19 protein-coding genes are annotated in these 25,392 nt (G+C 67.7%); 12 read left to right on the forward strand and 7 right to left on the reverse strand.

The features are described from left to right. The first annotated feature begins 5 nt into the window (after positions 1-5). From AC0662_RS22915 to AC0662_RS22925, 3 genes are all read left to right on the forward strand, one after another. Positions 6-2,252, forward strand: a complete 2,247-nt coding sequence (locus tag AC0662_RS22915; protein ID WP_478303053.1) for a transglycosylase domain-containing protein — start codon at positions 6-8, stop codon at positions 2,250-2,252. A gap of 107 nt (positions 2,253-2,359) precedes the next feature. Then, positions 2,360-2,770, forward strand: coding sequence for a hypothetical protein (locus AC0662_RS22920; RefSeq protein WP_478303055.1), 411 nt, complete (start codon positions 2,360-2,362; stop codon positions 2,768-2,770). A gap of 104 nt (positions 2,771-2,874) precedes the next feature. Then, on the forward strand, positions 2,875-4,068 hold the full coding sequence (locus AC0662_RS22925; RefSeq protein ID WP_452196284.1) for a mannosyltransferase family protein: 1,194 nt from the start codon (positions 2,875-2,877) through the stop codon (positions 4,066-4,068). Between the two features lie 222 nt (positions 4,069-4,290). On the opposite strand, the gene AC0662_RS22930 is transcribed toward AC0662_RS22925, so the two are convergent. Continuing rightward, a complete protein-coding gene (locus AC0662_RS22930; RefSeq protein WP_478303058.1) occupies positions 4,291-8,235 on the reverse strand; it encodes a GH92 family glycosyl hydrolase in 3,945 nt (1,314 codons plus the stop codon). Positions 8,236-8,575: 340 nt separating this feature from the next. On the opposite strand from AC0662_RS22930, the gene AC0662_RS22935 reads away from it, so the two are divergent. From AC0662_RS22935 to AC0662_RS22950, 4 genes are all read left to right on the forward strand, one after another. After that, positions 8,576-9,205 carry a hypothetical protein gene (locus AC0662_RS22935; protein ID WP_452196282.1) on the forward strand — a complete coding sequence of 210 codons (630 nt, stop codon included), beginning with the start codon at positions 8,576-8,578 and terminating at the stop codon, positions 9,203-9,205. Then, positions 9,202-11,016: a hypothetical protein gene (locus AC0662_RS22940; protein WP_478303060.1), complete on the forward strand. Its 1,815-nt coding sequence runs from the start codon at positions 9,202-9,204 to the stop codon at positions 11,014-11,016. Before AC0662_RS22935 ends, AC0662_RS22940 begins: the two co-directional genes overlap by 4 nt. Next, positions 11,013-13,706: an ATP-binding protein gene (locus AC0662_RS22945; protein WP_478303062.1), complete on the forward strand. Its 2,694-nt coding sequence runs from the start codon at positions 11,013-11,015 to the stop codon at positions 13,704-13,706. Before AC0662_RS22940 ends, AC0662_RS22945 begins: the two co-directional genes overlap by 4 nt. A gap of 118 nt (positions 13,707-13,824) precedes the next feature. Next, positions 13,825-14,757, forward strand: a complete 933-nt coding sequence (locus AC0662_RS22950; protein ID WP_478303064.1) for an HD domain-containing protein — start codon at positions 13,825-13,827, stop codon at positions 14,755-14,757. A gap of 229 nt (positions 14,758-14,986) precedes the next feature. Here the strand turns inward: AC0662_RS22950 and AC0662_RS22955 are convergent, their stop codons facing one another. Continuing rightward, positions 14,987-15,175, reverse strand: a complete 189-nt coding sequence (locus AC0662_RS22955) for a hypothetical protein (protein WP_452196278.1) — start codon at positions 15,173-15,175, stop codon at positions 14,987-14,989. Between the two features lie 45 nt (positions 15,176-15,220). Here AC0662_RS22955 and AC0662_RS22960 point away from each other — a divergent pair, with 45 nt between their 5' ends. The 4 genes from AC0662_RS22960 (at position 15,221) to AC0662_RS22975 (ending at position 19,703) form a co-directional block, all read left to right on the forward strand. Continuing rightward, positions 15,221-16,141 carry a hypothetical protein gene (locus tag AC0662_RS22960; protein ID WP_478303066.1) on the forward strand — a complete coding sequence of 307 codons (921 nt, stop codon included), beginning with the start codon at positions 15,221-15,223 and terminating at the stop codon, positions 16,139-16,141. A 23-nt stretch (positions 16,142-16,164) separates the two neighbouring features. Next, the gene (locus AC0662_RS22965; protein WP_478303068.1) at positions 16,165-16,509 is read left to right on the forward strand and encodes a hypothetical protein; all 345 of its coding nucleotides are present in this window, start codon (positions 16,165-16,167) and stop codon (positions 16,507-16,509) included. Between the two features lie 75 nt (positions 16,510-16,584). Next, positions 16,585-17,484 (forward strand): NAD-dependent epimerase/dehydratase family protein, encoded by a 900-nt coding sequence (locus AC0662_RS22970; RefSeq protein ID WP_478303070.1) that lies wholly within the window; start codon positions 16,585-16,587, stop codon positions 17,482-17,484. A gap of 29 nt (positions 17,485-17,513) precedes the next feature. Then, positions 17,514-19,703: a glycosyltransferase gene (locus AC0662_RS22975; protein WP_478303072.1), complete on the forward strand. Its 2,190-nt coding sequence runs from the start codon at positions 17,514-17,516 to the stop codon at positions 19,701-19,703. On the opposite strand, the gene AC0662_RS22980 is transcribed toward AC0662_RS22975, so the two are convergent. Then, a complete protein-coding gene (locus tag AC0662_RS22980) occupies positions 19,606-20,076 on the reverse strand; it encodes a GtrA family protein (protein ID WP_452196273.1) in 471 nt (156 codons plus the stop codon). The genes AC0662_RS22975 and AC0662_RS22980 overlap by 98 nt on opposite strands. A 156-nt stretch (positions 20,077-20,232) precedes the next feature. Between AC0662_RS22980 and AC0662_RS22985 the strand changes: the two genes are divergently transcribed. Next, positions 20,233-21,387 carry an NAD-dependent epimerase/dehydratase family protein gene (locus AC0662_RS22985; protein ID WP_452196272.1) on the forward strand — a complete coding sequence of 385 codons (1,155 nt, stop codon included), beginning with the start codon at positions 20,233-20,235 and terminating at the stop codon, positions 21,385-21,387. A gap of 22 nt (positions 21,388-21,409) precedes the next feature. On the opposite strand, the gene AC0662_RS22990 is transcribed toward AC0662_RS22985, so the two are convergent. From AC0662_RS22990 to AC0662_RS23005, 4 genes are read right to left on the reverse strand one after another with little or no spacing between them, the layout of a single operon-like run. Continuing rightward, complete coding sequence (locus AC0662_RS22990; protein WP_452196271.1) at positions 21,410-22,132, reverse strand: methyltransferase domain-containing protein; 723 nt, start codon at positions 22,130-22,132, stop codon at positions 21,410-21,412. Positions 22,133-22,166: 34 nt separating this feature from the next. Next, on the reverse strand, positions 22,167-23,168 hold the full coding sequence (locus tag AC0662_RS22995; protein WP_452196270.1) for an alanine racemase: 1,002 nt from the start codon (positions 23,166-23,168) through the stop codon (positions 22,167-22,169). A gap of 4 nt (positions 23,169-23,172) precedes the next feature. After that, on the reverse strand, positions 23,173-24,303 hold the full coding sequence (locus AC0662_RS23000; RefSeq protein WP_478303076.1) for a lipid II:glycine glycyltransferase FemX: 1,131 nt from the start codon (positions 24,301-24,303) through the stop codon (positions 23,173-23,175). 54 nt (positions 24,304-24,357) lie between these two features. Next, on the reverse strand, positions 24,358-25,278 hold the full coding sequence (locus AC0662_RS23005) for an SDR family NAD(P)-dependent oxidoreductase (protein ID WP_478303078.1): 921 nt from the start codon (positions 25,276-25,278) through the stop codon (positions 24,358-24,360). Positions 25,279-25,392 lie beyond the last annotated feature (114 nt).

A 25,392-nucleotide genomic window follows, 5' to 3' on the forward strand; every position in this document is an offset into this window, starting at 1 on the left:
GCACTGTGAGTGAAGCTCGTAGAAAGGCCGCACCGACCCGCCGGCGCAAGAAGCACTGGGCGCTGCGGGTTCTCGGTTGGCTGACCGCACTCCTCTTTCTCGGCGTCATCGCGGGCTGCGCGGCGTTCTTCATCATGTACCAGTCGACGAAGATCCCGGACCCGAACAAGGAGTTCGCCACCAACACCACCACGGTGACGTACGCCGACCAGCGGAACCCGCTGGGATCGTTCTACGAGCAGAACCGGCACACCGTGCCGCTGGCGCAGATCCCGAAGTGGGTGCAGGACTCGGTCATCGCCGCCGAGGACCGGACGTTCTGGACGAACCCCGGCATCTCCCCGTCCGGCATGGTCCGGGCCGGCGTGAACATCGCTCGCGGGGACCAGTTGCAGGGTGGTTCGACGATCACCCAGCAGTACGTGAAGGTCATGTACCTGACCCAGGAGCGGACGGTCTCCCGGAAGTTCAAGGAACTGTTCATCGCCACCAAGCTCGGCCGGCAGCAGGACAAGAGCAAAACGCTCGAGGGCTACCTGAACACGGTCTACTTCGGTCAGGGCGCGTACGGCGTCGCCGCCGCGGGTGACGCCTACTTCAGCGTGAAGGACCCGAAACGGTTGAGCGTCCCGCAGACGGCCCTGTTGGCGACCGTGCTGAACAACCCGACGCTGTTCGACGTCACCGACCCGGATCCGCGGACGAAGAAGCGGATCATCGACCGCTACCACTACGTTCTGAGCGGCATGCAGCAGATGGGCACGATCACCGCGGCCCAGGAGAAGCAATACGGCAACTCGCTGCCGAGCCTCGAGAACATGCGGAAGAAGAGCAGCCGGTACGCGGGTCCGAACGGCTTCCTGCTCGACATGGCGCGCAAGGAACTGGTGCAACGCGGCTTCGACGAGGACGCGATCACCGGCGGTGGCCTGAAGGTGACCACCACCTTCAACTACACCCAGCAGAACAAGATGCTCGCTGCCGCCAAGGAACTCCCGAAGAAGAACGCGGGCCTGCACATCGGGATGGCCGCGGTGCAGCCCGGCACCGGCAACTTGCTGGCGATGTACGGCGGACCGGACTACCTGAAGAGTCAGTTGAACTGGGCGACGACGAAGGCGAGACCAGGTTCGTCGTTCAAGCCGTTCGCGCTGGCCGCGGCACTCGAACAGGGGAAGTCGCTCTGGGACGTCTACCAGGGTGACAGCCCGATCGTGGTCCAGGGGCAGAAGTTCGGTAACGAGCTCAGCACCGACTACGGCGACGTCACGCTGATGAAGGCGACGGAGCAGTCGATCAACACCGCCTTCTACGATCTGGTCGACAACGCCATGGAGGACGGTCCCTCCAAGGTCGTCGACGCCGCCGAGGCGGCGGGCATCCCGAAATCGAAGACACTGGAGAAGGACCGGCAGGCCCCGGCGACGGTGCTCGGTCCGGACGCGTACGCGTCCCCGGTCGACATGGCGAACGCCTACGCGACGTTCGCTGCCGACGGCAAGTACACGCCGCTGCACGTGATCAAGGAAGTCCGCGGACCGGACGGCAAGGTGCTGTGGTCGGACGCGCAGGTCATGAAGCAGCAGAAGAAGGCCTTCGAGCCGGAGATCGCCCACCTGGTCAACTACGCCCTGCAGAACGTGGTCCAGAAGGGCACCGGCAAGAGCGCCAAGGACCTGGACCGTGCGGTCGCCGGCAAGACCGGTACGGCGGGTGGCGTGGCGGTCGAGGACCGTGCCAAGAACAAGGCGTGCGACGGCTGTAAGGACGGCTCCGCGACGCTGACCTCGTGGTGGACGGGCTACACGCCGCAGGAGTCCACCTCAGTGCTGTACCGAGCCGGCGCCACTGGTGAATCGGACCTGGACCCGTACAGCGACGACCCGGCGTTCTTCGGTGGCAACTGGCCGCTGAAGACCTGGCTGGCGTTCATGAAGCCCGCACTGGAGGGCGTGCCCGACGCCGACTTCACGGAGCCGGACAAGGATCAGATCAAGGACACGTCGACCCCGACCTTCACGCCGCCGACGAACACGCCGACGAGCACCCCGCCGCCCAGCACGCCGCCCCCGAGCACGCCGCCGCCCAACACGCCGCCGCCCAACACGCCGCCCCCGAACACGCCGACGGACAAGCCGACCAAGACGAAGCCGACGAAGCCGACGACGACCCCGGTCTTCCCGTCACTACCGACCGGCGGGGCGACGACCAAACCCACCGACACTCCGCGAACACCCGGCGGAGGCCAATAGCATCAGTAGGCTCGCTGGGAGTGGTCCACCGTCCTGGATAGATTCCCGCGTTCTCCCTTGGGGGTAAGCCCATGCGCCACCGAGTCCTAACCTCGATCGCAGCCATAGTGAGCCTGTCACTGCTTGCGTCGACGGCGCCCGCCGAGGCACTGCCGGTCGACTATCCAAGGTCGAAGTTCGGGGTCTTTGGCGCATCGAGCTCCGTGCATACGGGTGGGTACATCTACTGGTACAGCCGGACTGCGGGCATCGATGGCGATGTGGAACACTCCGGCCACACTGGCCAAATGACACAGGCCGTCTTCGATGCCTTCAAGGGATCCACCAAGATCGAGACTCAGACTCGGACGGTTCTGGAGCCAGCCAACGTGCTTGATTTCGGGGCGTTCACGATCGGTGACCCCAATCTGGTGGGCGGCATCGATCGCATACGAGTGACGCTCTGCGAATACGAGGTATCGACGATGTTCAAGTACTGCAGCGATCAATACAACTATTGGAAGAAGGACGCGCAGTAGCCGTCGCTGGCTGGGCAGGTGACAGGCTGCGCCACTGACACATCCCCCGATGAGGGACGATAGAGGTGTGACTCGGGTGGACTGTGGTGTGCGGTGGTGTGGGCGTGTTTGAGCGCTTGGCCGTCGGTGAGCCCAGGCCCGGGCGGGCTCGGCGGGCTCGGGTGGACGGGGTCGGCTGGAAGCGGTGGATGCCGACCGCGCAGGCCCGGGAGGTGCTCGGGTGGTGGCTGGTCACCCGGATCGGGCTGTTCTTACTGTCGATTTCGGCGCCGTTGCTGTTCAACCGTGGCAGTGATTACCCGAACGTCTGGCGCGCCTGGTTGCAGTGGGACGTTTGGCACCTGAAGGCGGTCGCCGAGTTCGGCTACAACCATGGCGAGCCGTCCGGTGCGCCGCTGGCCGCGTTCTTCCCGGGGTTCCCGTCGCTGATGCGGCTGGTCAGCTACACCGGCATCGGGTACGTCGCCGCGGGCATCGTGGTGTCGGCGGTCGCCAGCGCGGTCGCGGGTGTCTATCTCGCGCGACTGGCGCAGTACGAGTTCCCGGAGCTGAAAGGTATCGGGCCGAACGCCGCGGTCATCTGGTACTGCGCTCCGGTCGGGGTGTTTCTCGCCGCGGGGTACACCGAGGCACTGTTCTGTGCGTTCGCCTTCCCGGGCTGGCTGGCCGCTCGGCAGGGGCGCTGGGCCCGCGCCGCGATCTTCGTCGCGCTGGCGTCGACCGTGCGGGTGTCCGGGCTCTTCCTGATCTTCGCGTTGCTGGTCGAGTTCCTGACCTCGAAGAAGCGGGACTGGCTGTCACTGCCCTGGCTGGCGTTGCCCGCCGTACCGGTGCTCGGCTTCATGGCGTACCTGAAGCAGATTCACGGGTCCTGGTTCGCCTGGCAGCAGGCGCAGGAGAAGGGCTGGGCGCGCGAGTTCACCTGGCCGTGGACCTCGCTGATGCACACCGTTCAGGCCGCCAGCACGGGCCACTTCCCGGCGGACCGCAGCGACTGGACCTGGATGTTCCGCGCCGAGCTGGTCGCCCTCTTCGTCGGGCTGATCCTCCTGGTCTGGCTGTTCTGGCGCCGCTCCTGGGGCGAGGCGGCCTGGGTCGCCGCCACGCTGGGCGCCTTCTGTACGTCGTTCTGGATCTACTCGCTCACCCGCGCCACCCTGCTGATGTGGCCGCTGTGGATCGGGCTGGCCGTCCTGTCCAGACGCAAACCGTGGCTCGGCCGGCTGTACCTGGGCGTGGCGATCCCACTGGCCGCGATCTGGGCGGCCGCCTTCTTCACCGGCCGCTGGTCCGGCTGAGGAGAACCGGGGCCTGGAGCCCGCCTTTGTCCGGCATGTGGACAGTTCTGGGCGAAGGCAACCCTCGGGAGGGTTCGGACGTCGATAGGGAAGAAGGGGTGGCAGTCCGGGCGGGGACCGCCACCCCTCATTCGCCAAGAATCCGGCGGAGCCTCTCAGGGGCAGGCTCCACGGCGACACGATCGAGGGCGACGGCAGCAGCCGTCGCCCTCGCGTCGTCTGTCAGCCCCAGTTGCGGTCGATCGACTGGGACGGGGTCGGGCTCGGCTTGGTCGCCGCGACCCGCTTGTCGCTCGGGTGCGTCCCGGTCTCGACGCCCTTCAGCGTGCCCAGGAGCTCGATCTCGGACAGCGTGACGCCGTCAGCGCCCGCCGCCGGGGTCAGCACCAGGCGGTACTGCGTGTACGCCTTGGGAGACGCGACACTGAAGGACCTGGTGTACGACGCCCACGCCCATTTCTGATCGGTACGCCGGTCCACCGTCGTCCACGTCGTACCGTCGTTGGATCCTTCCAGCGTCCAGGCGGACGGCGCCGTACCGGTTGCGCCGCTGGTCAGCGTGTACATGCCGACCGGGCGGCCCTGCGGCAGGGCGACCGTGACGGTCGGCTGCGCGCCGGGCAGCGTGACCTGCGTCTTCGAGTCGTTGTCGATCAGCGTCGAGACGTCCGTACCGCCCGCACCGATCACCGCGCCGGTGTCGGAGGTGGAGTCCCGCCACGTCATCGGGTCCTCGCCCGGAGTGGTGATCGACGGCGGGGCGTCGTTGCGTCCGGTGCCCCACTTGGTCGGCTGGTCGGTCATCTCGAACTCGATCTTGCCGCCGTTCGCGATCAGGTCGTGCGGCAGCGCGGTCGAGGTCCAGTTCTTGCCGTTGACCTTGACGCTCTTCACGTAGATGTTCTTCGCGGAGTTCTGCGGCGCGCTGACCACCAGCTTCTTGCCGCCGGCCAGTCGGATCGTCGCCTTGGTGAACAGCGGCGAACCGATCGCGTACGACGGTGAACCGACCTGCAACGGGTAGAAGCCGAGCGAGCTGAACAGGAACCACGACGACATCTCGCCGTTGTCCTCGTCGCCCGGGTACCCCTGGCCGATCTCGGACCCGAGGTACAACCGGGACAGCACCTCACGCACCTTCTCCTGCGTCTTCCACGGCTGCCCGGCCACGTCGTACATGTAGGTGATGTGGTGCGACGGCTGGTTGCTGTGCCCGTACTGACCCATCCGGACGTCGCGGGCCTCGAGCATCTCGTGGATCGTGCCGCCGTACCCGCCGGGGTGCAGCGCGTCCTCGGGGGTGCTGAAGAACTCGTCGAGCTTCTTCGCCAGACCGTCCCGGCCGCCGTAGATCGCGGCCAGACCGGCCCCGTCCTGCGGTGTCGAGAACGCCATGTTCCACGCGTTCGTCTCGGTGTAGTCGTGACCCCAGTCCTGCGGGTCGAACGTGGTCGGCGAGTTGCCCCAGACTCCGTCCGGGCCCTTGCCCTGGAAGAAGCCGACCGTCGGGTCGAACAGCGTGACGTAGTTCCGGGCCCGGTTCAGGAAGTACTTGTAGTTGTCCAGGTACTCCTGCTTGCGTGGGTCGTTCCGCTTCGCCTGGTCGTAAAGCGCCTTCGACAGGTTCGCGATGCCGTAGTCGTTGATGTAGCCGTCCATTGACCAGCTGAAGCCCTCACCGGTGGTGTTGGCCGTGTAGCCGTTGAACGTGGACAGGTCCATGCCCTTGCGGCCGACGTTCTGCGACGGTGGTACGACGGACGCGTTCTTCACCGCCGCGTCGTACATCGCCTGGACGTCGATGCCCTTGATCCCCTTCAGGTACGCGTCCGCGAAGGCGACGTCGGACGACGTACCGACCATCAGGTTCGCGTACCCCGGTGACGACCAGCGGGAGATCCAGCCGCCGTCCTTGTACTGCTGGACGAACCCGTTGACCAGACTCGCCGCGTCGTCCTGGGAGAACAGCGAGTACGCCGGCCAGACGGTGCGATAGGTGTCCCAGAACCCGTTGTTCACGTAGGTCTGGCCGGCCACGATCTTCGAGCCGGTGGTGGTCGGTGTGTCGGTGCCGACCTTGGGGGAGGTCGGCGACGCGTACGTGATCACCGGCTTCGACGCCGTACCGGTGTTCTCGGAACCGTTGTTCGGGTAGAGGAACAGCCGGTAGAGGTTCGAGTACAGCGTGGTCAGCTGGTCGGCCGTCGCGCCCTCGACCTCGATCGTGCTGAGCTTCTTGTCCCACTGCTCCTGCGCGGCGTCCTTGACCTGGTTGAACTTCGAGCCCTCGGGAAGCTCCAGCTCCAGGTTCTTGCGGGCCTGCGCGGTACCGATCAGCGAGGTTGCGATCCGCAGCTGCACCTGCGTGGTCTTGGCGTCGAACATGAAGTAGCCGCCGACGTTCGCGCCACCACCGTTGGACAGTTTGCCCGAGGCAAGGACCTTCTGGTCGACGACGCCGTACACGAACAGGCGGCCGGCGCCGGTGGACAGTCCGCTCTTGATGTCGGAGTACCCGGTGACCACGCCGGTCGCGGCGTCGAGGGTCAGACCGCCGCTGTTGTTGACGTTGTCGAAGACCAGCGACGCCTTCCCGGCCGGGAAGCTGAACCGCAGCATCGCCGCGTGGTCGGTCGGCGCGATCTCGGCCGCGTTGCCGTTGTCGAACGTGACGCCGTAGTAGTACGGCCGGGCGATCTCGTTGTCGTGGCTGAACGACCAGGCGCGGGCCTTGCGATCCGCGGTCGGGGTGTCGGCCGTCGACGGCATCACCTGGAACGTCTGCCGGTCACCCATCCACGGGCTCGGCTCGTGGCTGATCGACAACGCCTGCATCGTCGGCTTGTTCGCCTCGTTGTTGCCCTTGGCGTAGTCGTACAGCCAGGAGGTCGAGCCGGCGTTCGTGACCGGCGTCCAGAAGTTGAAGCCGTGCGGTACGGCGGTCGCCGGGAAGTTGTTGCCGCGCGAGAAACCGCCGGTGGCGTTCGTCCCGCGGGTGGTCAGCGCCAGGTCCGACGGGTGCTTGGCCGCGGTCTTCTGGGCGGCGCGGTCCGGGTTGATCGCGGCGGCGATCCGGATGTCGTCGAGCCAGCCGCGGAAGTCGGCGGGGCCGGACGGCTTGTCGTACCCGACCAGGATCCGGGTGATCGTCTTGCCGGCGGCCACCGCGCCGAGGTCGGCCTCGACGTTGTTCCACTGGTTCGTGGACAGCGCCTTCGAGTCGCCCTGGCCGCGCGGGCTGAGCTCGAACCCGTGGTGGTCCTTCGCCTTCAGGTCGCTCAGATAGGTGCCGTCGGAGAACGCGAGGTCGAGCGCGGCGTACGTGCTCGGATAGCTCAGGTCGCCTTCGACGTGCTCGGGGAAGATCGTGTACGAGAGACGGGTGTCCTTACCCACCAACAGGTCGACGTCGGAGATCTTGTTCCAGGTGTAACCACGACCCTTGCTGTCCTGATGACCGGCGTACCGGAAGGACTTGACGCCGGTGAAGCCGACGCGGGCGCGGGCGTTGTAGGCGCTGGTCGGGCCGGAGTCCAGCCGCGACTCCGCGACCGGTCCGGGCGGCGGCAGCGGGTCGCCGTTCGAGAGGTACCAGTCGGCGAGCTGGACGATGTTCTCGCCGTGGTTCAGCGTGACGTCCAGCTTGAAGTACGTGTACGCCGTGGTGTTGGCGAAGCTGTACTCCCTGGTCTGGAAGCGGTTCTCGAAGCTCTGGTTCGTCTGGGTGTCCAGCGTGGTCCAGGTGGTGCCGTCGTTCGAGCCGGACACGGTCCAGTTCTTCGGGTCGCGACCGTCGGCGTCGTTCGCCGAGGTCAGCGCGTACTTCTTGATCACCACCGGGGCCGAGGTCTGGTAGACCAGCCAGCCGGTCGGCTGGAACACCAGCCACTTGGTGAACTTGTCACCGTCCGCGGCGTTGCTGGCGATCTCGCCGCCGCCGGTGTTCTCACCGCTGGCGGTCACCTTGGTGACCTTGTCCATCTCGCTGCCGCCGATCCCGGTCGGCGTCGGGCCGCGGACACCGTCGGTGCGCGGCTTCCCGTCCGGTCCGGTCTCGACCGCGTCGGTGTAACCCGGCTGCGGCTGCCCGGGCTCGAACGAGGTGAAGTACGACGAGCCGCTGACGACCTCCTGCGCGGAGGAGGGGACGGCATGTGCTGGCGTCATGGCAGACGACATTGTCACAACTAACCCGAGAGACGCGACGAGCCCCAGGGGGCGGCGGAGATCCATCTACGCTCCTTGCACACGGCCGGCACCACGGGACGCCCCCGTCCGCCGGTGTGGGTCCGCGGCCCCGATGACAAGGTTGTCAGCCCGCGCCCGGCCGTGATCGTCTCCCGCCGATCACTCCGGGTCAAGACCTCGTCGCAGTCGGTTCGCCTCGTGGCCGGGAGTTTTCCACAAGTGGCAACGCGATCGTGGTGCGACAGGCACAGGCGGTAACTACAGTTACCTTGCGCGGTGCCGGTCCCGGCGCCGCCACGTCGCGATCTCGGGAGGATGTGTGGCTGTGGAACGAGCCAAGCTCGTCCGTCGGCAGCACACCCACCTCCTGCTGCCGCACGCCGCGCTCGACAACCCGCAGCGTGCCTTGTTCGAGATGGCGCTCCGCCCGGCCGGATGGATCCGGGACGAGGAGCCGCCGTCGACGCTGTCGTTGCAGTGGACCAAGGGGCTCGCCGTTCTGCGGTTGCAGACGCTCGGGTGGTTCCCGCTGCTGGTGACCGCCGGGCCGGTCGGGAAGACCCTGGCCGTGCACCGTGACGCGATGGCCCGGCTGACGTCAGCGGTCCTGGGCAGCGGCGGCAAGACCTTCACGGATCAGCAACTGGTGGAGTACCTGCCGCAGGCTCAACAGCGCTGGCAGCGGGCGCTGGCAGAGCGGCAGCGGCTGACCCGTGCGCAGCAGTTGCTGGAGGCACGCCGGTGCGCGAACTGCGGGTCGTGGTCTGACATGTCCGCGACGCACTGCGCGGGCTGCCGTCGTCGGTTCACCTCCGCCGACGACGCGCTCCGGGACACGAGTGCGGAGCGCGCCGGTGCGATCGCAGACGAGGCTGAGGCCGCGCTGGCGGACCTCGCGCGCGGCGTGATGCTCGAGCGGCTGAACGGCGTACGGAACGACATCGCATGACTGAGACGAGGGTCGCGACGCGGCAGACCGAGCAGTGGGGCTGGGAGTACCGGGGCCGGGAGGTCGTGGTCGTCGAGCACCAGGAGCCGCCTGTTCCCGCCGTACCGCCGCCGTCGGAGCTCGCCAAGCTCGAGAGCCGGCGGGCGACGGTGACGCGGCTCAGCCCGGTCCTGGTGTGGGCGGTGGTCGGGGGCGCCGTACTGACGGTTGTGGTGGGCGTCGTCGTACAGCCGCTGTTGGCGCTGGTACCCGCGGCGGTCACGCTCGGGCTTGCCTGGCTGCGGTGGGGGTGGCCGGAGCAGTTGCGGCGGGCGGCGGCTGCTGAGCATCAACGGTGGCTCGAAGAATGCATCGACACGATGGACGAGTTCGAGCACGACGTACAGGCCTGGCAGTTCGAACGGAGCGAGCAGGAGCGGACCAAGACCTCCCAGGTCGCCGCGACGCGTCCGTGGGTGCCTGTCGGTCCGGCGACCAAGGAGCGCGTCGATCTGTACGGCGGGACCGCCGCAGGTTGGCGAGCCGCGGTGCTGGCGATGGGCAGCTCGCTGATGAGCGCCGGCGGGCGGCTGACCGTCCTCGACCTCACGCAGGACGCGGTGGTGGAGCCGCTGCGTCGCATGGCCGAGGAGTACGGCGCACCGATCCAGGCGACCGTGGTGCCGTCCACGGACACGTCGCCGAACCTGCTCGACGGTCTGAGCGCTGACGAGATCGGTGTGGTGATCGCGGAAGGGCTGCGTGGAGCCGAGCCCGAGCAGTCCGAGTCGCGCGGTGTGGATGCGGCGTTGGTGCAGCAGGTCGTGGAGTGTCTGACGGACGCGCCGGTGACGTTCTCGCGGCTGCATCTGGCGTTCCAGGTTCTGCAGCGTCAGCTCACGCCGGATCAGCGCGGGGAGCTGTCGCGGGGCGAGTTCGCGGCGTCGACCGATCTGTTGAGCGAGTCGGCGCGCCGGTCCGCGGAGGCGCGGTTGTTCCGGCTGGCCGCGGGCGTGAAGCGGTTGGCGTCCGTCAGCGGTGATCTCGCGATGGACGGGCCGGACATCTCGTTGCGGGTAGTGCAGCTGTCGCATCGTGAGTCCGAGCTGACCGCATCGTTGCTGCGGCACCTGTTGTTCCAGATCACGATGGTCCGGATTCAGCGTGGCGAGCTGTCCGGGCGCGGCGAGCGGATCGTGCTGATCGCGGGTGCGGATGCGCTGGCGCGACCGGAGCTCGAGCGTTTCGACAGTCTCTGCCGGCGGAACGGTCTGCGGCTGGTGCTGCTGTTCGCGCATCTGCGGGACAGCGCGGTCGAGTTGCTCGGCGGCGGGGACGCCGTACTGTTCATGCGGCTCGGCAACGCGAAGGAGGCCGAGCAGGCCGCGACCTTCATCGGGCGGCAGCATCGGCTGGTGGCGAGCCAGTTCACGTATTCGCACGGGACGAACACGTCGGATTCGACTTCCGACAGCACGAGCCGCAGCAACAACGCCTCGACGAGCGAGTCCCTCGGCACGCAAACGTCGGACAGCCGGCAGGCCACCTTCGGATTGCTCTTCAGCCGACGGCACCGAGGCGGCAGCAAGAGCAGCGGCGAGAACTACTCGTCGAGCACCACCGGCGGTACGTCGTGGTCCGAGTCGACGTCGACCTCGACGTCCACGGGGACCAACGAGAGCACCTCGGTCGGGTACCAGCGCACATACGAGTTCTCGGTCGAGCCGACGGTCCTGCAAGGGTTGTCGCCGACCGCGTTCGTGATGGTGGACCCGCTCGACCCGGCCAGCCCTCGACTCGGCGATTGCGACCCGCGCCTGGGCGCTTCATGATCCCGCGCTGGCGGATCACCGAAGTACCGCTCATCGGTTCAGAGGTGACCCAACGGCTGACCGGACTGCGGCGCGGGCTGCTGCCGACCCTGAGGTTGCAGGCGTCGGCGGGCCGGCCGTTCAGTTGTTGCTGGACGCGCACGGTCGCGAACGGGCCGATCGAGATACGGGTGGGGATCGAGCCGGACGCGACGGGCGGGGTCGCCTATCCAGCCGGGGCTCGAGCGGTCGCTGCGCCAGACGCCGAGTTCTCGAATTGGGTGGCGGTCGACGGCGCGCACGACGTACTCAGTGCCCTCCCCGAGGCGGAGATCGAGCCGGCCGGAACGCTGGAGGATCTGGTCGAGGTCTTGCCGGATGCCCCGTTCGCGTGGCTGATCCGGGCCGCGCCGGTCGTCGGCGAGGAGCAGGCGGAGCTGCTCGACGATCTGCATTTGCGGATGACGATCGGGCTCGACCGCGAGAAGATCTCCGGCCGCGAGGCCCTCGAACTCGAACGCAACCGAGCGCGTTACCGCGACTTCTCCACAGCCCAGGGCGGCCTGTGGACAGTTGAGATTCTCGCCGGTGGCCTCGACGACTCCACAGCGCGGTTGGTTGCACAGACCCTTGCCGGTGCAGCTGACCTGGACTCCACGCCGTACAACCTGACTGCAATCACCACCCAGCCGACCGCATCCTTCCCGGCGACCGGTGAGGTGTTGGCGGCGATCGCTCGGCCCCCCGTGCGCGAGATCGCCGGCGTTCGTGCTGTTGAGCAAGTGCGCTTCGATCTGACGCCGGAGACACCTGCTGACGGCATCCCGCTCGGCGACGTCATCGACACCGCCGGCCGGGTCGTGTCCACGATGACGGTCTCGACCGACACGCTGAACCGGCACGCGTTCGTCGCCGGCGCCACCGGCTCAGGCAAGTCGCAAACGATCCGGCACCTCCTCGAAGGTCTGTCCGCGGCGTCGGTGCCCTGGCTGGTGATCGAGCCGGCGAAGGCGGAGTACGCCGGAATGGCCGGCCGCCTCGGCAGCGATTCATCGGTCGCGGTCATCCGCCTGGGCGACCCGGACGCCGTACCGCTCAGCCTGAACCCGCTCGAACCCGAGCCCGGCTTCCCGCTGCAGACGCATCTGGATCTCGTCCGCGCACTGTTCCTCGCCGCCTTCGAGGCCAACGAGCCGTTCCCGCAAGTGCTGAGTCAGGCGCTGACCCGGTGCTACACGTCGTACGGCTGGGACCTGGCGTTGAGCGAGCCGGCAGGCGCCCCGCAGTACCCGACGCTCGCCGACCTGCAAACCACCGCGCGCGCAGTGGTCGACGACATCGGGTACGGCGCCGAGCTCGCCGCTGACGTCCGCGGCTTCGTCGACGTCCGCCTCACCTCGCTCCTCCTCGGGACACCCGGCCGCTTCCTCGGCGGCGGACACCCGCTGGACGTCGGCGACCTCCTCAGCCGGAACGTCGTCCTCGAACTCGAAGACGTCGGCGACGACCAGGACAAGGCGTTCTGCATGGGCGTCGTCCTGATCCGCCTGATCGAACACCTCCGCGTCCGCCGTACGACGCCGACCGGTCTGCGCCACGTCACGGTCGTCGAAGAGGCCCACCGCTTGCTCAAGGCAACCACCGACGGCACCGCCGGCCACGCCGTGGAGATGTTCGCCGGGCTGCTCGCCGAGATCCGCGCGTACGGCGAGGGCCTGGTGATCGCCGAACAGATCCCCAGCAAGGTCATCCCCGACGTCGTCAAGAACTCCGCCCTGAAGATCCTGCACCGCCTCCCCGCCGCCGACGACCGCGAAACCGTCGGCGCCACCATGAACCTCGACGACCCCCAGTCCCGAGCCGTCGTCTCCCTCCCACCCGGCCAAGCCGCCACCTTCACCGACGGCATGGACCGCCCCATCCTCCTCAAAATCCCCCACGGCGAACCCAAAGAACGCCGCGCCCCACACCCCCCAACCATCGCCACCACAACCACCCGCACCCCCGCCTGCGGACCGTCGTGCCGGGAGACGCCCTGCAGCATTCGCGAGATCGGCTCCGCTGCCGCCGTGCTGAGCAACAACCCCCGATTGACGGTGTACGTCGAACTGCTGACGATCGCCCACGTCGCGGGACTGGCCCGCCCGGTGCCCATCGCCGCTAGTCTCCCGGCCGATCTGCCCGCGCGTGTCCGCGGGTGTGTCGTCGCTGAGGCCGTCACACAGGCGGTCGCTGGTCGGTCTCATCTCATCCGGGCGGACTATGCACCGCAGACGTTGGCGGAGCATCTTGCGCCCGTCGTCACACGATCCCTGGTGGGGGACGCTCCGGCCTGTTCGGTCGCCTCGGAGACGCGGTGGCAGGCAGGCCGCTACCGCTTCGCTGACATCGCAGAGACTCTCCACTCTTGGTCCGGTCCACGCGACCGACCGCACCCACTGACTACTTCGTGGCGCGATCGCGGTCTCGCGCTGACCGGCTCGACGATCCAGGAGCAACTCTTGAGCTACGCGCTTCGTCCGAGCAGCCGGCTGCCGGCGGCAGACCTTCTGTGGGGCGGAGGCCGGCTGGCGGCAGCGATCGAAAGTCTTTCCGGTGCGGCCGACCCGCTCACGGGACTCGTCGATGCCGCCCGTTTCCTGCGTGTCCCCGACAACTGGCATCACCACATCTTTCGGCTGGCAACCACAGCAGACGGTCCACTTTCATGACCGGCGTGCGGGTCTTTCCCGGATGGAGCGATTGGACAGCTGCCGAGACCGATCTGTTGGAACGCCTACCCGAGGAGGCCGTCAGCGAGCTCGGTGTGGCGTTCGCGGCCGCGGTCGAGTGGCACGACGGACAGTGCAGGCCGGCGAGCCCTACTGGCAGCATCTGCTGCAGGTTCTCCAGGTGCTGGCGACCGGGCTCGAGGTGAAGGACGTCGACCTGCTGCGGGCTGGGCTGTTGCACGACGTGGTGGAGGACACCGCTGGGGGCCGGGCTGATCTGGTGGCGCGGTTCGGTGAAAGTACGGCGAGATTGGTCGACGCGGTCACGATTCCAGAGGTCGGTACGGGCGAATCGAAGGATGCCGTGCGTACGGCGTACCTCGGCAGGCTCGCGCACGCGTCGCCCGACGTACTGCTGTTGAAGCTCTCGGATCGTTACAGCAATGTCCAGCGACTGCACACGCATCCGCGCGTCGCGAAACAGCGCTCGTACCACGCAGAGACGGTTGAGCACTTCGTGCCGCTGGCGCCTGTGGACGATCGGCTCGGGGCGCTGTTCACCGCCTGGGCAGACGCCTACTCCTATCTTGGTGGTCCCGTCGAGACGATCGAGACCGCAGACAAGCTCGCGGCGGCTCTCCATCGCGAGCAGGTCGACAAGAGCGGCTCACCATATGTCGCTCATGTCCGCGGTGCTGCTGCCATTGCCCGTGCCAACGGTGCAACTCCACACCAGCAGATCGCGGCGCTGCTTCACGACACGGTCGAAGACACCGACTGCACGCTCGCTCAGCTCGACGACCTGGGCGTGCCGGAGTCCGTCGTGGGAATGGTGGATGCGCTCACGCGCCGGCCCGACGAGTCCCACGACGCCTACCTGACCCGGCTCGTTCAGACTCCGAGCGCCGTGCTCGTCAAACGCGCGGACATCCAGCACAACAGCAGCCCGGAGCGCCTCGGCCAACTCGACGAGGCGACCCAGCAACGACTGCGCGCCAAGTACGCCCACGCGATCGACGTACTCGAGAAGGCGACCAACCGCCATGGATAGGCCAGGCCATCGCAACGTCGAGCAGTCCGACGTCGCCTCCCCGCCTCCTCCGGAGGCGATCACCAGCACGCCGGACCATGACACCGCATCGGTCCGGGACGAGACGCCTGGCCTCCCCGAGGCAACACGCTCGGAGCCAGACCGCCCACGCCCTGAGCCCGAGCCGGACCGGTCCGAGCGGCCGGCGTACGAGGATCGCGCATCGGAGCAAGCAGTGGAGTCGAACTCCTCATCGACTGATCGAACGGCTGACTCCCGTGTAGAGCAGGAAGATCCGTTCGCGTCGTACCCGCCCGAGCTCCGCGCCCACATGCACCACGACGACACGCTGTCCCGTCTCCAGTACGTCAGTAAGCAGGAACCGGAACCAGTCGTCGACGCTCAGCAGACGACACCAGCGACAGACGAGCCATCGCACCCCCGAGTCGACCCGCCCACCGCACCTTCGGGCGAGGCAGAAGCTGTGACTGTTGAAGCTGGCGACACTGAGACTGCCGGAACCGATGAGCCAGATGTTGCTCAGCACCCCGACGGCGCCGACGAGCCCGAGTCAGTTGCCGAACCCGACGTCGCAGCCCGGCTGGCCGAGCTGGACAAGCGGTGGGATACGTCTGAGGCCGGATTGCCACCCGGTCCGCTGCCGGAGTCCGCTCAATCGCTCGACACGGACGCCGTCGACTCGATGGACCCCGACACCAGACGCGGTCTCGAGTACGAGGGCGCCGAGGAGTACATCGCCAAGAACAAAGACGATCATCCGTGGCTCGAACCCGCAACCGATGCCTCGCCGGCCGTCCAACGCATCTTCTCCGCCATCGACCAAGGCTCCGGCCACGCCCACATCCGCCACGGCCCAATGGGCGACGACCAACTCTACGCCGACCGAGTCGCTCGCCTCGAGGACCCAGCACAGACAGACGTCACCAAGCGCGAAGCGAGCATCGACGGATTCGACGAGAGCAAGTTGCATTACTGCGCCCAGGAATCGACAAGGATCCATGACGCCGAAGCGTTTGTCGCTGCCTTCGCCGGCGCGGTCAGGCATCCTGACGTTCGCGAGGTGCTCGACGCGGATTGGGACGAGGACTCGGCCCCCCGGCCGGTCGCTGTTCCGATCGCCGAGGTTCTAGGGGCTGACGGCCACGAATCGTGCTCGGGCTATCGTCTGGCAGGAGAGTGGCCGGACGCCAAGAAGACTCGTAAGGAATGGGTCCAAGCCCGAGCCGCGGGAGCGGATCTCACGAATCTCCCGGAGCCGGTGGCCGACCGGATAGCGACATTCGAAGGCGGCACGATCGTCGTCGCGTTCCGCAACAACCGTGCCGCGAGGCAGTACGAGATCACCACTCTGTACCCCAAACCGCCCGAGCAACAGCCATCCTGATCAGCAAGGTAGAGGAGTCGCCGATGTCGGGCACCGACATGTACTGGCTGGACGACAAGAGCGTTCCGTTCGCGGTGTTTCTGGGGGTGTTGCAGGCGTACTACCACCCCGAGGTCCGCAACGAGAACTTCGCGATGATGAGTCGGCGAGCGCAGCGGAACCGTCCGGACGACCTCGAGATGGCGACGTTCAAGAAGGAGTTCGTGCAGTTGCTGCAGGGGCATCGCGACGGTTTGCGGCCGGGTGCGATCGACGTCGCGGCGGCGTACGACGACTGGGACACCGACGATGAGTTCCTCGCTTGGTTGTGGCATGAGCTTTATCCGGAGGAGGCGGTGCCGGCTCCGGATGGTACGGGCGCTGAGTGACGAGGTGTGTGCGGGCGGTCGTCGGTGCGGTGGAGGCGTGGTCGCGGGTGGATGGGTGTGGGTAGGTTGAGGGGCATGGACGAGCGTGTGTTGGTCACTGGGGCCTCGGGGTTTATTGGGCGGGGTGTGGTGGCTGCCTTGCGGGGGCGGGGGGTGGCGGTGACTGCGGTGGATCGGGAGCCGCCGGATTCTTCGTGGGACGACGGGGTGCACGTGGTGACGGGGGATCTTGCGGAGCAGGAGACCTGTGTGGCGGCGTTCGAGACGCGGCCGACCAGCGTGGTGCACCTCGCGGCGTTGACGTCGGTACTGCGGTCGGTGGATGCGCCGATGCAGACGTTCGCGCAGAACGTGACGATCACTCAGGTGCTGCTGGAGTTGTCGCGCGGAAGCGGCGTGGACCGGTTCGTGCTCGCCTCGACCAACGCGGTCGTGGGTGATGTGGGTACGTCGACCATCACCGCGGACCTGCCGCTGCGCCCGTTGACGCCGTACGGCGCGACGAAGGCGGCGTGCGAGATGCTGCTCTCGGCGTACTCGGGAAGCTACGGCCTCGCGACTGCCGCGCTGCGGTTCACGAACGTGTACGGGCCGGGCATGTCGCACAAGGACAGCTTCGTACCGCGGATGATGCGGGCCGCGCTGAGCGGGACCGGCGTCCGGGTGTACGGCGACGGCGAACAGCGGCGCGACCTGGTCTTCATCGACGACGTGGTGAGCGGGATCTTGCTCGCGCTCGACACCCGGTACGACGGTCGCGCGATCATCGGGTCCGGCCGCTCGATCAGTGTGCTCGAGATGATCGAGACGGTTCGCAAGGTGACGGACTGTCCGGTGCCGGCCGAGCACGTCGAAGCACCGGCCGGTGAGATGCCGGCGGTGGTCGTGGACATCACCAACGATCTCGGCTACCAGCCGGCGGTCTCGTTGGAGGACGGCCTGGCGCGGACGTGGCAGTACTTCCAACAGCAGTGAGACTCAAAGCAACACTGAGGAAGCACTGGTTGCTCGCCATCTTCCTGGTGGCGGGCATCTTTCTGCGAGTCCTCGCAACCGTCGCGTACCGCCCGGCGATCGTCTACACCGACTCCATCCAGTACCTGACGAACATGGGCAAGCTGAGCCCCGATCAGCTGAACCCGATCGGGTACGACTTCGTGCTCGGCCCACTGGTCTGGATCGGCGGCCTCACCTTCGTCGTCATCGTCCAGCACGTCGTCGGACTCCTGCTCGGCGTCGTGATCTACGCACTGGCCCGCAGACTCACCGTCTACCGCTGGCTGGCCGCGGTCGCCGCCGCGCCGATCCTGCTCGACGCCTACCAGGTGCAGATCGAGCAGAACATCATGGCCGAGACCACGTTCGACGTGATCCTGGTGGCGATCCTCTGGCTGCTGCTCGCCAAGGGCGTGCCGGGCTGGCGTCGCGCGGCCTTCGTCGGTCTGCTCGTCGGCGCCGCGTTCGCGGTCCGCGCGATCGGCCTGGTGCTCCTGATCCCGGTGGTCCTCTATCTCGTTGTCGTCGGCAACGCCTGGCGCAAGCGCCGCATGGACGTGGTACGCCGTACCGCTGCCGCCGTGGCGGGCTTCGCTGTCGTCTTCGTGGCGTACGCCGGCTACTACCGCGCTGACACGGGTCGCTGGGGTTTCACGGGTGCCGAGAACCAGATCCTGTACGGCCGGACCGCAACGGTCGCGAACTGCGAGACCCTCCCGCTCAACGAGGGCACCAGACTGTTCTGCCCGAAGGAGCCGCTCGGCCAGCGCCTCGGCGTCGACAACTACGCCCACAACCACTACGGCGACCCGAACTGGCCAGGCCCGCTGCCACCCGGTACGACGAAGCGTCAGCTGGCCACCGAGTTCGCGCATCTCGTCATCACGCACCAGCCGCTCGACGTGACATGGGCTGCTCTGAAGGACTTCGCGAAGGGTTTCGCCCCGACACGCACCAGCTCACCCGACGACGTACCGCTGGGTCGTTGGCAGTTCCAACTGACCTATCCGAACCTCAAGGACCCCAACACCGCGAAAGCGGCAGTCAAATGGGGAGGGTCCGAGCCGCAGGTCTCCCACGGACCTGCGGTCATCCTGCGCGGCTACCAGCTACACGGCGGCTACACGTCTGGCACGTTCCTCGGTCTGTGTGTGCTGATCGCACTGGCCGCAGTCGCTGGGCTGGGGCGCGCAAAGCAGTCACGTCTCCGCTCGGCTGCACTGTTCCCCGCAGCGGCCGGCGTGCTCCTTCTGCTCGGCTCAGCAGCGTTTGAGTTCTCCTGGCGCTACCAACTGCCGGGACTGGTCTTCTTCCCACTCGCAGGTGCGATCGGTCTCCGCGCGATCCTCGGCAAGGACCAGGCCCGGCCTGCGATGGCGGACTACCCGGATGCCGTGGATTCCGAAGCGGCGAAGGACTTCGGCGAGCACGAGTTCGCGCCGGTGGTCGTCGTCATCGCGGCGTACAACGAGGCCGGCGGGATCGGTCCGGTGCTGACCAACATGCCTCGGACGTGCGCCGGCCTGCCGGTCGATGTCCTGGTCGTGGTCGACGGCGCCACCGACAACACCGCTGAGATCGCGCGCGAACACGGTGCCTACGTCTGCGTTGCTCCGAGCAACCGTGGTCAGGGTGCGGCGCTCCGGCTCGGGTACCACCTGGCGGCCGCGGGCGGAGCGGAGTACGTCGCCACGACCGACGCGGACGGGCAGTACGACAACGACGAGCTCGAGACGCTGATGGAGCCGATCCTGCTCGACCGGGCCGACTTCGTCACCGGGTCGCGGCGGCTCGGGGCCGAGGACGCGGACAGCCGGCTGCGCTGGGTCGGCGTCCGGGTGTTCGCGGTCCTCGCGTCGGTCCTGACCCGGCGGAAGCTCACCGACACGTCGTTCGGGTTCCGCGCGATGCGGGCCGAGCTGGCGACCGCGGTCACGCTGCGTGAACCGCAGTACCAGTCGTCGGAGCTGCTGCTCGGTGCGCTGGCGCTCGGCGCACGCGTCGTCGAGCTGCCGATGACGATGCGCCGCCGCGGTGACGGGAGCAGCAAGAAGGGCCCGGGCGTCGTGTACGGCGCCAACTACGGGCGGGTGATGACGACTACGTGGCTACGGGAGTACGCGCTGGGCCGGGCTCGGAAGAAGCGGTCTCGGGCTTGGCGAAAACCAGCCGATCGAACAGTACGAACTTCACGATGAACAGCAGCGCATAGGTCGCGAAGTACGAGCCGGTCACCCAGAGTGTCTTCCAGACGTGGGAGTCGAGGCCCCGCACCAAGTGGTCGGTCAGCGAGGTGACGAGCGCGGCGGTCACGGCCGAACCGATCACGATCAGCGTGTACGGCAGCTTCTGACCGCTCCGGCCCCAGGTCCACCGGCGGTTCAGGACGTAGTTCGGGACCGCGCCGGCCAGCCAGGCGACCAGGGTCGCGACGAGGGCCGCCGTACCGAACCAGTAACAGAGAGCGAACGCCAACTGACTCACCACGGTGGCGACCACGGAGGACGCCGAGTACTTCGCCCAGAGCGACAATCGGGCACGAGTGGGCTTGACCTTGGTGAGAGCACGCATCGGGGCCTATTCTGCACCCCCGCACCGATGGACGGCAGTCCGCCGAAGATTCTCAGCCGATTACCAGCGAATAGGTGGGGCCGGTCACGTTACTGGAGCGGGTACTCGGGATAGGAAGGACTGTGACGACTTTCCCCGACGGAAGGCGGCCGAGCCGTGCGCGTACTCGTCCTGGGCGGTGACGGCTACTTAGGGTGGCCGACAGCCCTGCACCTCTCCGACCGCGGCCACCACACGGCCGTGCTCGACAACATGGCCCGCCGCGGTTACGACCGTGAGCTGGGCGTCCAGAGCCTGGTCCCGATCGAGGATCTCGATGCCCGGGTGGCGGCCTGGAAGGAGGTCTCCGGTCAGGAGATCCCGGCGTACACCGGTGATCTGCTCGACGCCGACTTCGTCTACCGGGTACTGCGTGAGTTCCAGCCGGACGCGATCGTGCACTTCGCCGAGCAGCGCGCCGCACCGTACTCGATGATCGACCGCGAACACGCTGTGTACACGCAGCACAACAACGTGGTCGGCACGCTGAACCTGATGTACGCCATCGCCGAGACGAACCCGGACATCCACCTGGTGAAGCTCGGCACGATGGGCGAGTACGGCACGCCGAACATCGACATCGAGGAAGGCTGGCTGGAGGTCGAGCACAACGGGCGCAAGGACCGGATGCTCTACCCGAAGAAGCCCGGCTCGTTCTACCACCTCAGCAAGGTGCACGACTCGCACAACCTCGAGTTCGGCTGCCGGATCTGGGGAATGCGCGTCACCGACCTCAACCAGGGCGTGGTGTACGGGCAGCAGACCGACCAGACCGTGCGGGACGCCCGGCTGGCGACGCGGTTCGACTACGACGCCGTGTTCGGCACCGTGCTCAACCGGTTCTGCATCCAGGCCGTGCTCGGCGAGCCGCTGACGGTGTACGGCGCCGGCGGTCAGACGCGAGGCTTCCTCGACATCCGGGACACCGTGGAGTGCATCCGGCTCGCGGTGGAGAACCCGGCGGACGCCGGTGAGTTCCGGGTCTTCAACCAGATGACCGAGAGCTACTCGGTGTCGCAGCTCGCCGATCTGGTCGCTGAGTGCTTCCCCGGCCCGGTCCAGGTCGAGCACCTGGAGAATCCGCGGGTCGAGCAGGCTGAGCACTATTACAACGTCAAACACACCGGCCTGGTCGGGCTCGGTCTCCAGCCGCACCTGCTGTCGGAGACCCTGATCGAGTCGATGTTCGACATCGTGTCGGCCAACAAGGACCGCGTCGACCCGGCCGCCCTCCTCCCGACCGTCCGCTGGAAGGGTCACCTCAAGCAGTGAGCCTGGCGTTGGAGCCCACCGTTCAGCGGTGGGCTCCAACGAGCAGCGTCGGTAATACGGCCAGGAAACGGTCGCGGCGGCCGCGGCGGGACTGCTCCGCGAGCCAACTGTCGGCGTCTTCCTGGGTGATCAGCGCTTTCTCGACTGCCGCTGCGGCGGCTGATTTGAGCTGCGGCGCCAGCTGCTTGTGGTCGGTGACGGCCTCCGTGTGGACGGTGACCTTGACGTCGTGGAATCCCGCGTCGAGGAGCAGGTCGCGCAGCATTCGGGTAGCGCGCGGCGAAACCGTGCGCGACTCGAGGCCGAGGCAGATCACGTCCGTCAGGTCCTGGTCGGAGCTGTCGATCAACAGGAAACCGTAGTCCTGTCCGCCCACCGCGATCCGTCCGCCGGGACGGAGTACCCGATGGGCCTCGGCGATCGTCGGCGCCGGGTCCTCGAGCAGGTGGAAGAGCCGCAGCGCGCGGTACCCGTCCATCGACTCGTCCTCGAGGGGCAGGTCGTCGGAATGTGCCACGTGAAACATTGCACTAGGCGCCCGCCGACGCGCGGCCTCGACCGCTTCGGGATCGGCGTCCACCCCGGTCACCTTCAGGCCCTTCTTGGCCAACTCCGCCACCGCGTGCCCCGCGCCGCACGCCACATCGACGCAGCTCGCACCGCGTTTCAGCCCCAGCACCCGGTACGACGCAGCGCGCAACTCCGCCGCCCCGGGACGTTCCTCGATCTGCTCCAGAAAGCTCATACGGTCCACGCTGCAACTTCAGGTGGACCTGAAGTCAATCCATCGACACCTTGTCGAAGTCCGTCGTCGTGTACCGGACGTCGACCGTGACCTCGTCGCCGACCGCCGGCGGGGCCACCGAGGACGGCAGGAACAGCATGCTCGCCTGCATGTGCGGCGGCTCGGCGAACCAGCGCTGCTTGCCGTCGATGCTGAACGGCGACAACGCCATCCCGGCCGCGTCCAGGCTGCCCTTCGCCATCGCGATCGCGCGCTGCCGGACGGTCGCGGCCGCCGTCGGGGCCTCCAGTCCGACGCCGTGCGCCGTACCGCCGGAGACGATCAGGATGTGGCCGTCGCCGCTGACCCGGCGCTGCCGGTAGCCGACGCGTTCGCCGCGCCGTACCGAGTGCACGTCCAGAACGGTTGCTCGGACGGACAGCGCGCCGCGGTCACCGAGCCACAGCCCGGTGCCCATCCGGAGCTTCACGTCGTCGCCGATGTCACCGAGCTTCTGCGCCGGGACGTGCGACACCCACAGCGGGCTCTTCCGTACGTCGAGGGCCGCCTTCGCCAGCTGCTGCGCCTCGCGGAGGTTCGCCGACGTACCGCCCGCGCCCATCGGGAAGTGCAGCGACCAGCCCTCGAAGCGGATCCGGTCGAGCGCGTTCAGCAGCATCGTGTGCCGCAGTTCGCGGGCGCCGATGCCGTGCCGGCGCATCGAGGTCATCACCTCGATCAGCACCCGGCTGCCGGCCGGGATCGACACCAGGTCGGCCAGCCGGCTGACCGTGTGGATCACGTTCCGGCTCTGCGGCACCTCGAGGAACGGCCGCCACGGCGACAGCACCACGATGTCCTCGCGGGGATCCGCGGGAACCTCGAAGTACGTGCCGACCGCGACCGTCCGGGCGCCGAGCGCGCGGGATTCCGCGAGCAGGCGCTGGTTGCCGAACCCGTACCCGTTGCCCTTGGCGACCGGGACGATGTCGGGGTTCCACGTGGAACGCAGGTGATCACGCCAGCGATCGGAATCGACGTGCAGGACTAGGGGCATGGTGTCAACGCCGTCTCATGTAGAGGTCGAATGCGGTGTAGAGCGCCTTGTTCAACGGCAGATCCCACTCACCGACGTACTCGACGGCCTCGCCGCCGGTCCCGGTCTTGAACTGGATCAACCCGACGTGCGGGTCGTTCGGGTCCAAGGTGTCGGTGATGCCCCGTAGGTCGTACACGGACGCACCCGCCGCGAGTGCGTCCGACATCATGCGCCACTGGACCGCGTTCGATCCGCGCACGTCGCGTTTGGCGGTCGAGCTGGCCCCGTAGGAGTACCAGGAATGACCGCCGACCCGGACCCAGATCGTCGACGCGACCAGGTCGCCCTCGTGGTGGGCGTTGTAGATCCGGAAGTCACAGCAATCGGCCGGCTGGTTCGCCATCGCGGCGTACATCTTCTCGAAGTACGGCAGCGGCCGGGGAGTGAAGTGGTCGCGGTGGGCGGTCTCGACGTACAGGGCGTGGAAGGCCTTGATGTCCTCCGGCCCGCCCTGCGTCACCTCGACGCCGGCCTTGTCGGCCTTCTTGATGTTCCGCCGCCACAGCTGGTTCATGCCCTTCAGCAGGTCGTCCGAGCTGCGGCCGCCGAGCGGAACCTGGAAGACGTACTGCGGTTGTCCGGCCGCGAACCCCTCCGCGAGCCGGGGCGCCTTCCAGCCGAGTTTGCGCAGCTGCTCGGTGACGGTCGCGCCGGACGGCTCGATCACGTCCGGCCGGACGTCGCCGAGCTTCGGCTGCTGGCCGGCGGCGATCGCGTCCTTGATGGTCTTCGCGGTCCAGCGCCGGGTGGCGACCGGCGGACCCATCCGGATGCCGAACGCGCCGCGCTCGGCCAGGTGCGCGGCCAGCGGACGCAGGTAGCGGCCGAGGTCGATCGCATCCCAGTCGATCACCGGACCTTCCGGCAGGTAGGCGAGGTACCGCTTCACCCTCGGCATCTGCCGGTACAGCACCAGGCCGACGCCGACCAGTTCGGCCGGGGTCGCCGGGTCGTACCAGCCGAGTGACTCCGCCTTCCATTCACTCTTCACCGCCGCCCACCCAGGGGTCTGCAGGAAGCTCGCCGCCGGCTGCGCCGCGATGTAGGCGGCGTGCTCGTCGGCCGAGATGGTCCGAATGCTCAAGTCACTCACGGGTGGTCACAGTACCGGCCCAGCCGCGGGAACCGTAGCTGAGCCGGTGTCTGATCACACCTGTGCGAGCAGCGTCGCGGACAGGTCCCACAACCGAGTGGCCGACTCCGGATCCAGGGCGTACGGCGCGACTCCGGTGTTCTCGCCCGGGACGTTGGGCAGCGCCTCGTTGTTGTCCTCGAAGTACTTGCCCGTCACGCCCTGGACCAGCGGCGAGGCGGCCAGCAGTACCGAGGTCGCGGCACCCTGCTCGACCGTCTTCCAGCGGAACTGGTCCCACTGCTGTTGCACGTCCTCCGGTACATATCGCTGGAGCGCGGTCCGGATCCCGCCGGGCATCAGTGCGTTGACCACGATCCCGTCCGAGGCCCAGCGCTTCGCCCCTTCGATCGCGAACAAGATGTTGGCGGTCTTCGACTGTCCGTACGCCGCCCACGGTTCGTACTCACGGTTCTCAAAGTGTGGGTCGTCGAGGTCCACGTCCGAGCGCAGGTGCGCGCTCGAGCTGACCGACACGACGCGCGCGTCACCGGCGGCCGCGAGTGCGTCGTACAGGCCGAGGGTGAGTCCGAAGTGGCCGAGGTGGTTGGTCGCGAACTGGTGCTCCCAGCCCTCGGGTGTGCGGTTCAGCGGCTCGGCCATTACGCCGGCGTTGTTGACCAGGATGTGCAGGGGGCCGCTCCAGCTCTCGGCGAACGCGCGCACCGAGGCGCGGTCGGCGAGCTCGATCGGCGCGACGAAGACGTGGTTGTTGCCGGTGCTCTCGATGATCTGACCGGCGACGCGCTCGCCGGCGGCGGTGTTCCGGACGGCCAGCGTCACCTCGGCGCCTGCCGCGGCGAGGGCGCGGACGGTCTCGACCCCGATCCCGGACGCGCCGCCGGTGACGACCGCGCGCCGGCCGCTCAGGTCGACTCCGGCGATCACCTCGGCGGCGGTGGAGTCGTAGCCGAAGGGGGTGGTGAATCTGCTCATCAGCGTCAGTCCTGTTCTGCGAGCTAGGCTTAACCGGAGGAGCCTCCGGTAAAGCCAGTTAACCGGAGGAGGCTCCGGTTCTCAAGTTCGGCTAGGTTTGGTGGTCCGGGAGGG

This window comes from Kribbella sp. NPDC043289, from assembly GCF_056436705.1.

Bases quoted from the DNA above. Each gene is read 5' to 3' on its own strand.
- AC0662_RS22930 (WP_478303058.1), bottom strand. From the start codon at position 8,235: ATGACGCCAGCACATGCCGTCCCCTCCTCCGCGCAGGAGGTCGTCAGC.
- AC0662_RS22940 (WP_478303060.1), top strand. From the start codon at position 9,202: ATGACTGAGACGAGGGTCGCGACGCGGCAGACCGAGCAGTGGGGCTGG.
- AC0662_RS22945 (WP_478303062.1), top strand. From the start codon at position 11,013: ATGATCCCGCGCTGGCGGATCACCGAAGTACCGCTCATCGGTTCAGAG.
- AC0662_RS22965 (WP_478303068.1), top strand. From the start codon at position 16,165: ATGTCGGGCACCGACATGTACTGGCTGGACGACAAGAGCGTTCCGTTC.
- AC0662_RS22970 (WP_478303070.1), top strand. From the start codon at position 16,585: ATGGACGAGCGTGTGTTGGTCACTGGGGCCTCGGGGTTTATTGGGCGG.
- AC0662_RS22980 (WP_452196273.1), bottom strand. From the start codon at position 20,076: ATGCGTGCTCTCACCAAGGTCAAGCCCACTCGTGCCCGATTGTCGCTC.
- AC0662_RS22990 (WP_452196271.1), bottom strand. From the start codon at position 22,132: ATGAGCTTTCTGGAGCAGATCGAGGAACGTCCCGGGGCGGCGGAGTTG.
- AC0662_RS22995 (WP_452196270.1), bottom strand. From the start codon at position 23,168: ATGCCCCTAGTCCTGCACGTCGATTCCGATCGCTGGCGTGATCACCTG.
- AC0662_RS23005 (WP_478303078.1), bottom strand. From the start codon at position 25,278: ATGAGCAGATTCACCACCCCCTTCGGCTACGACTCCACCGCCGCCGAG.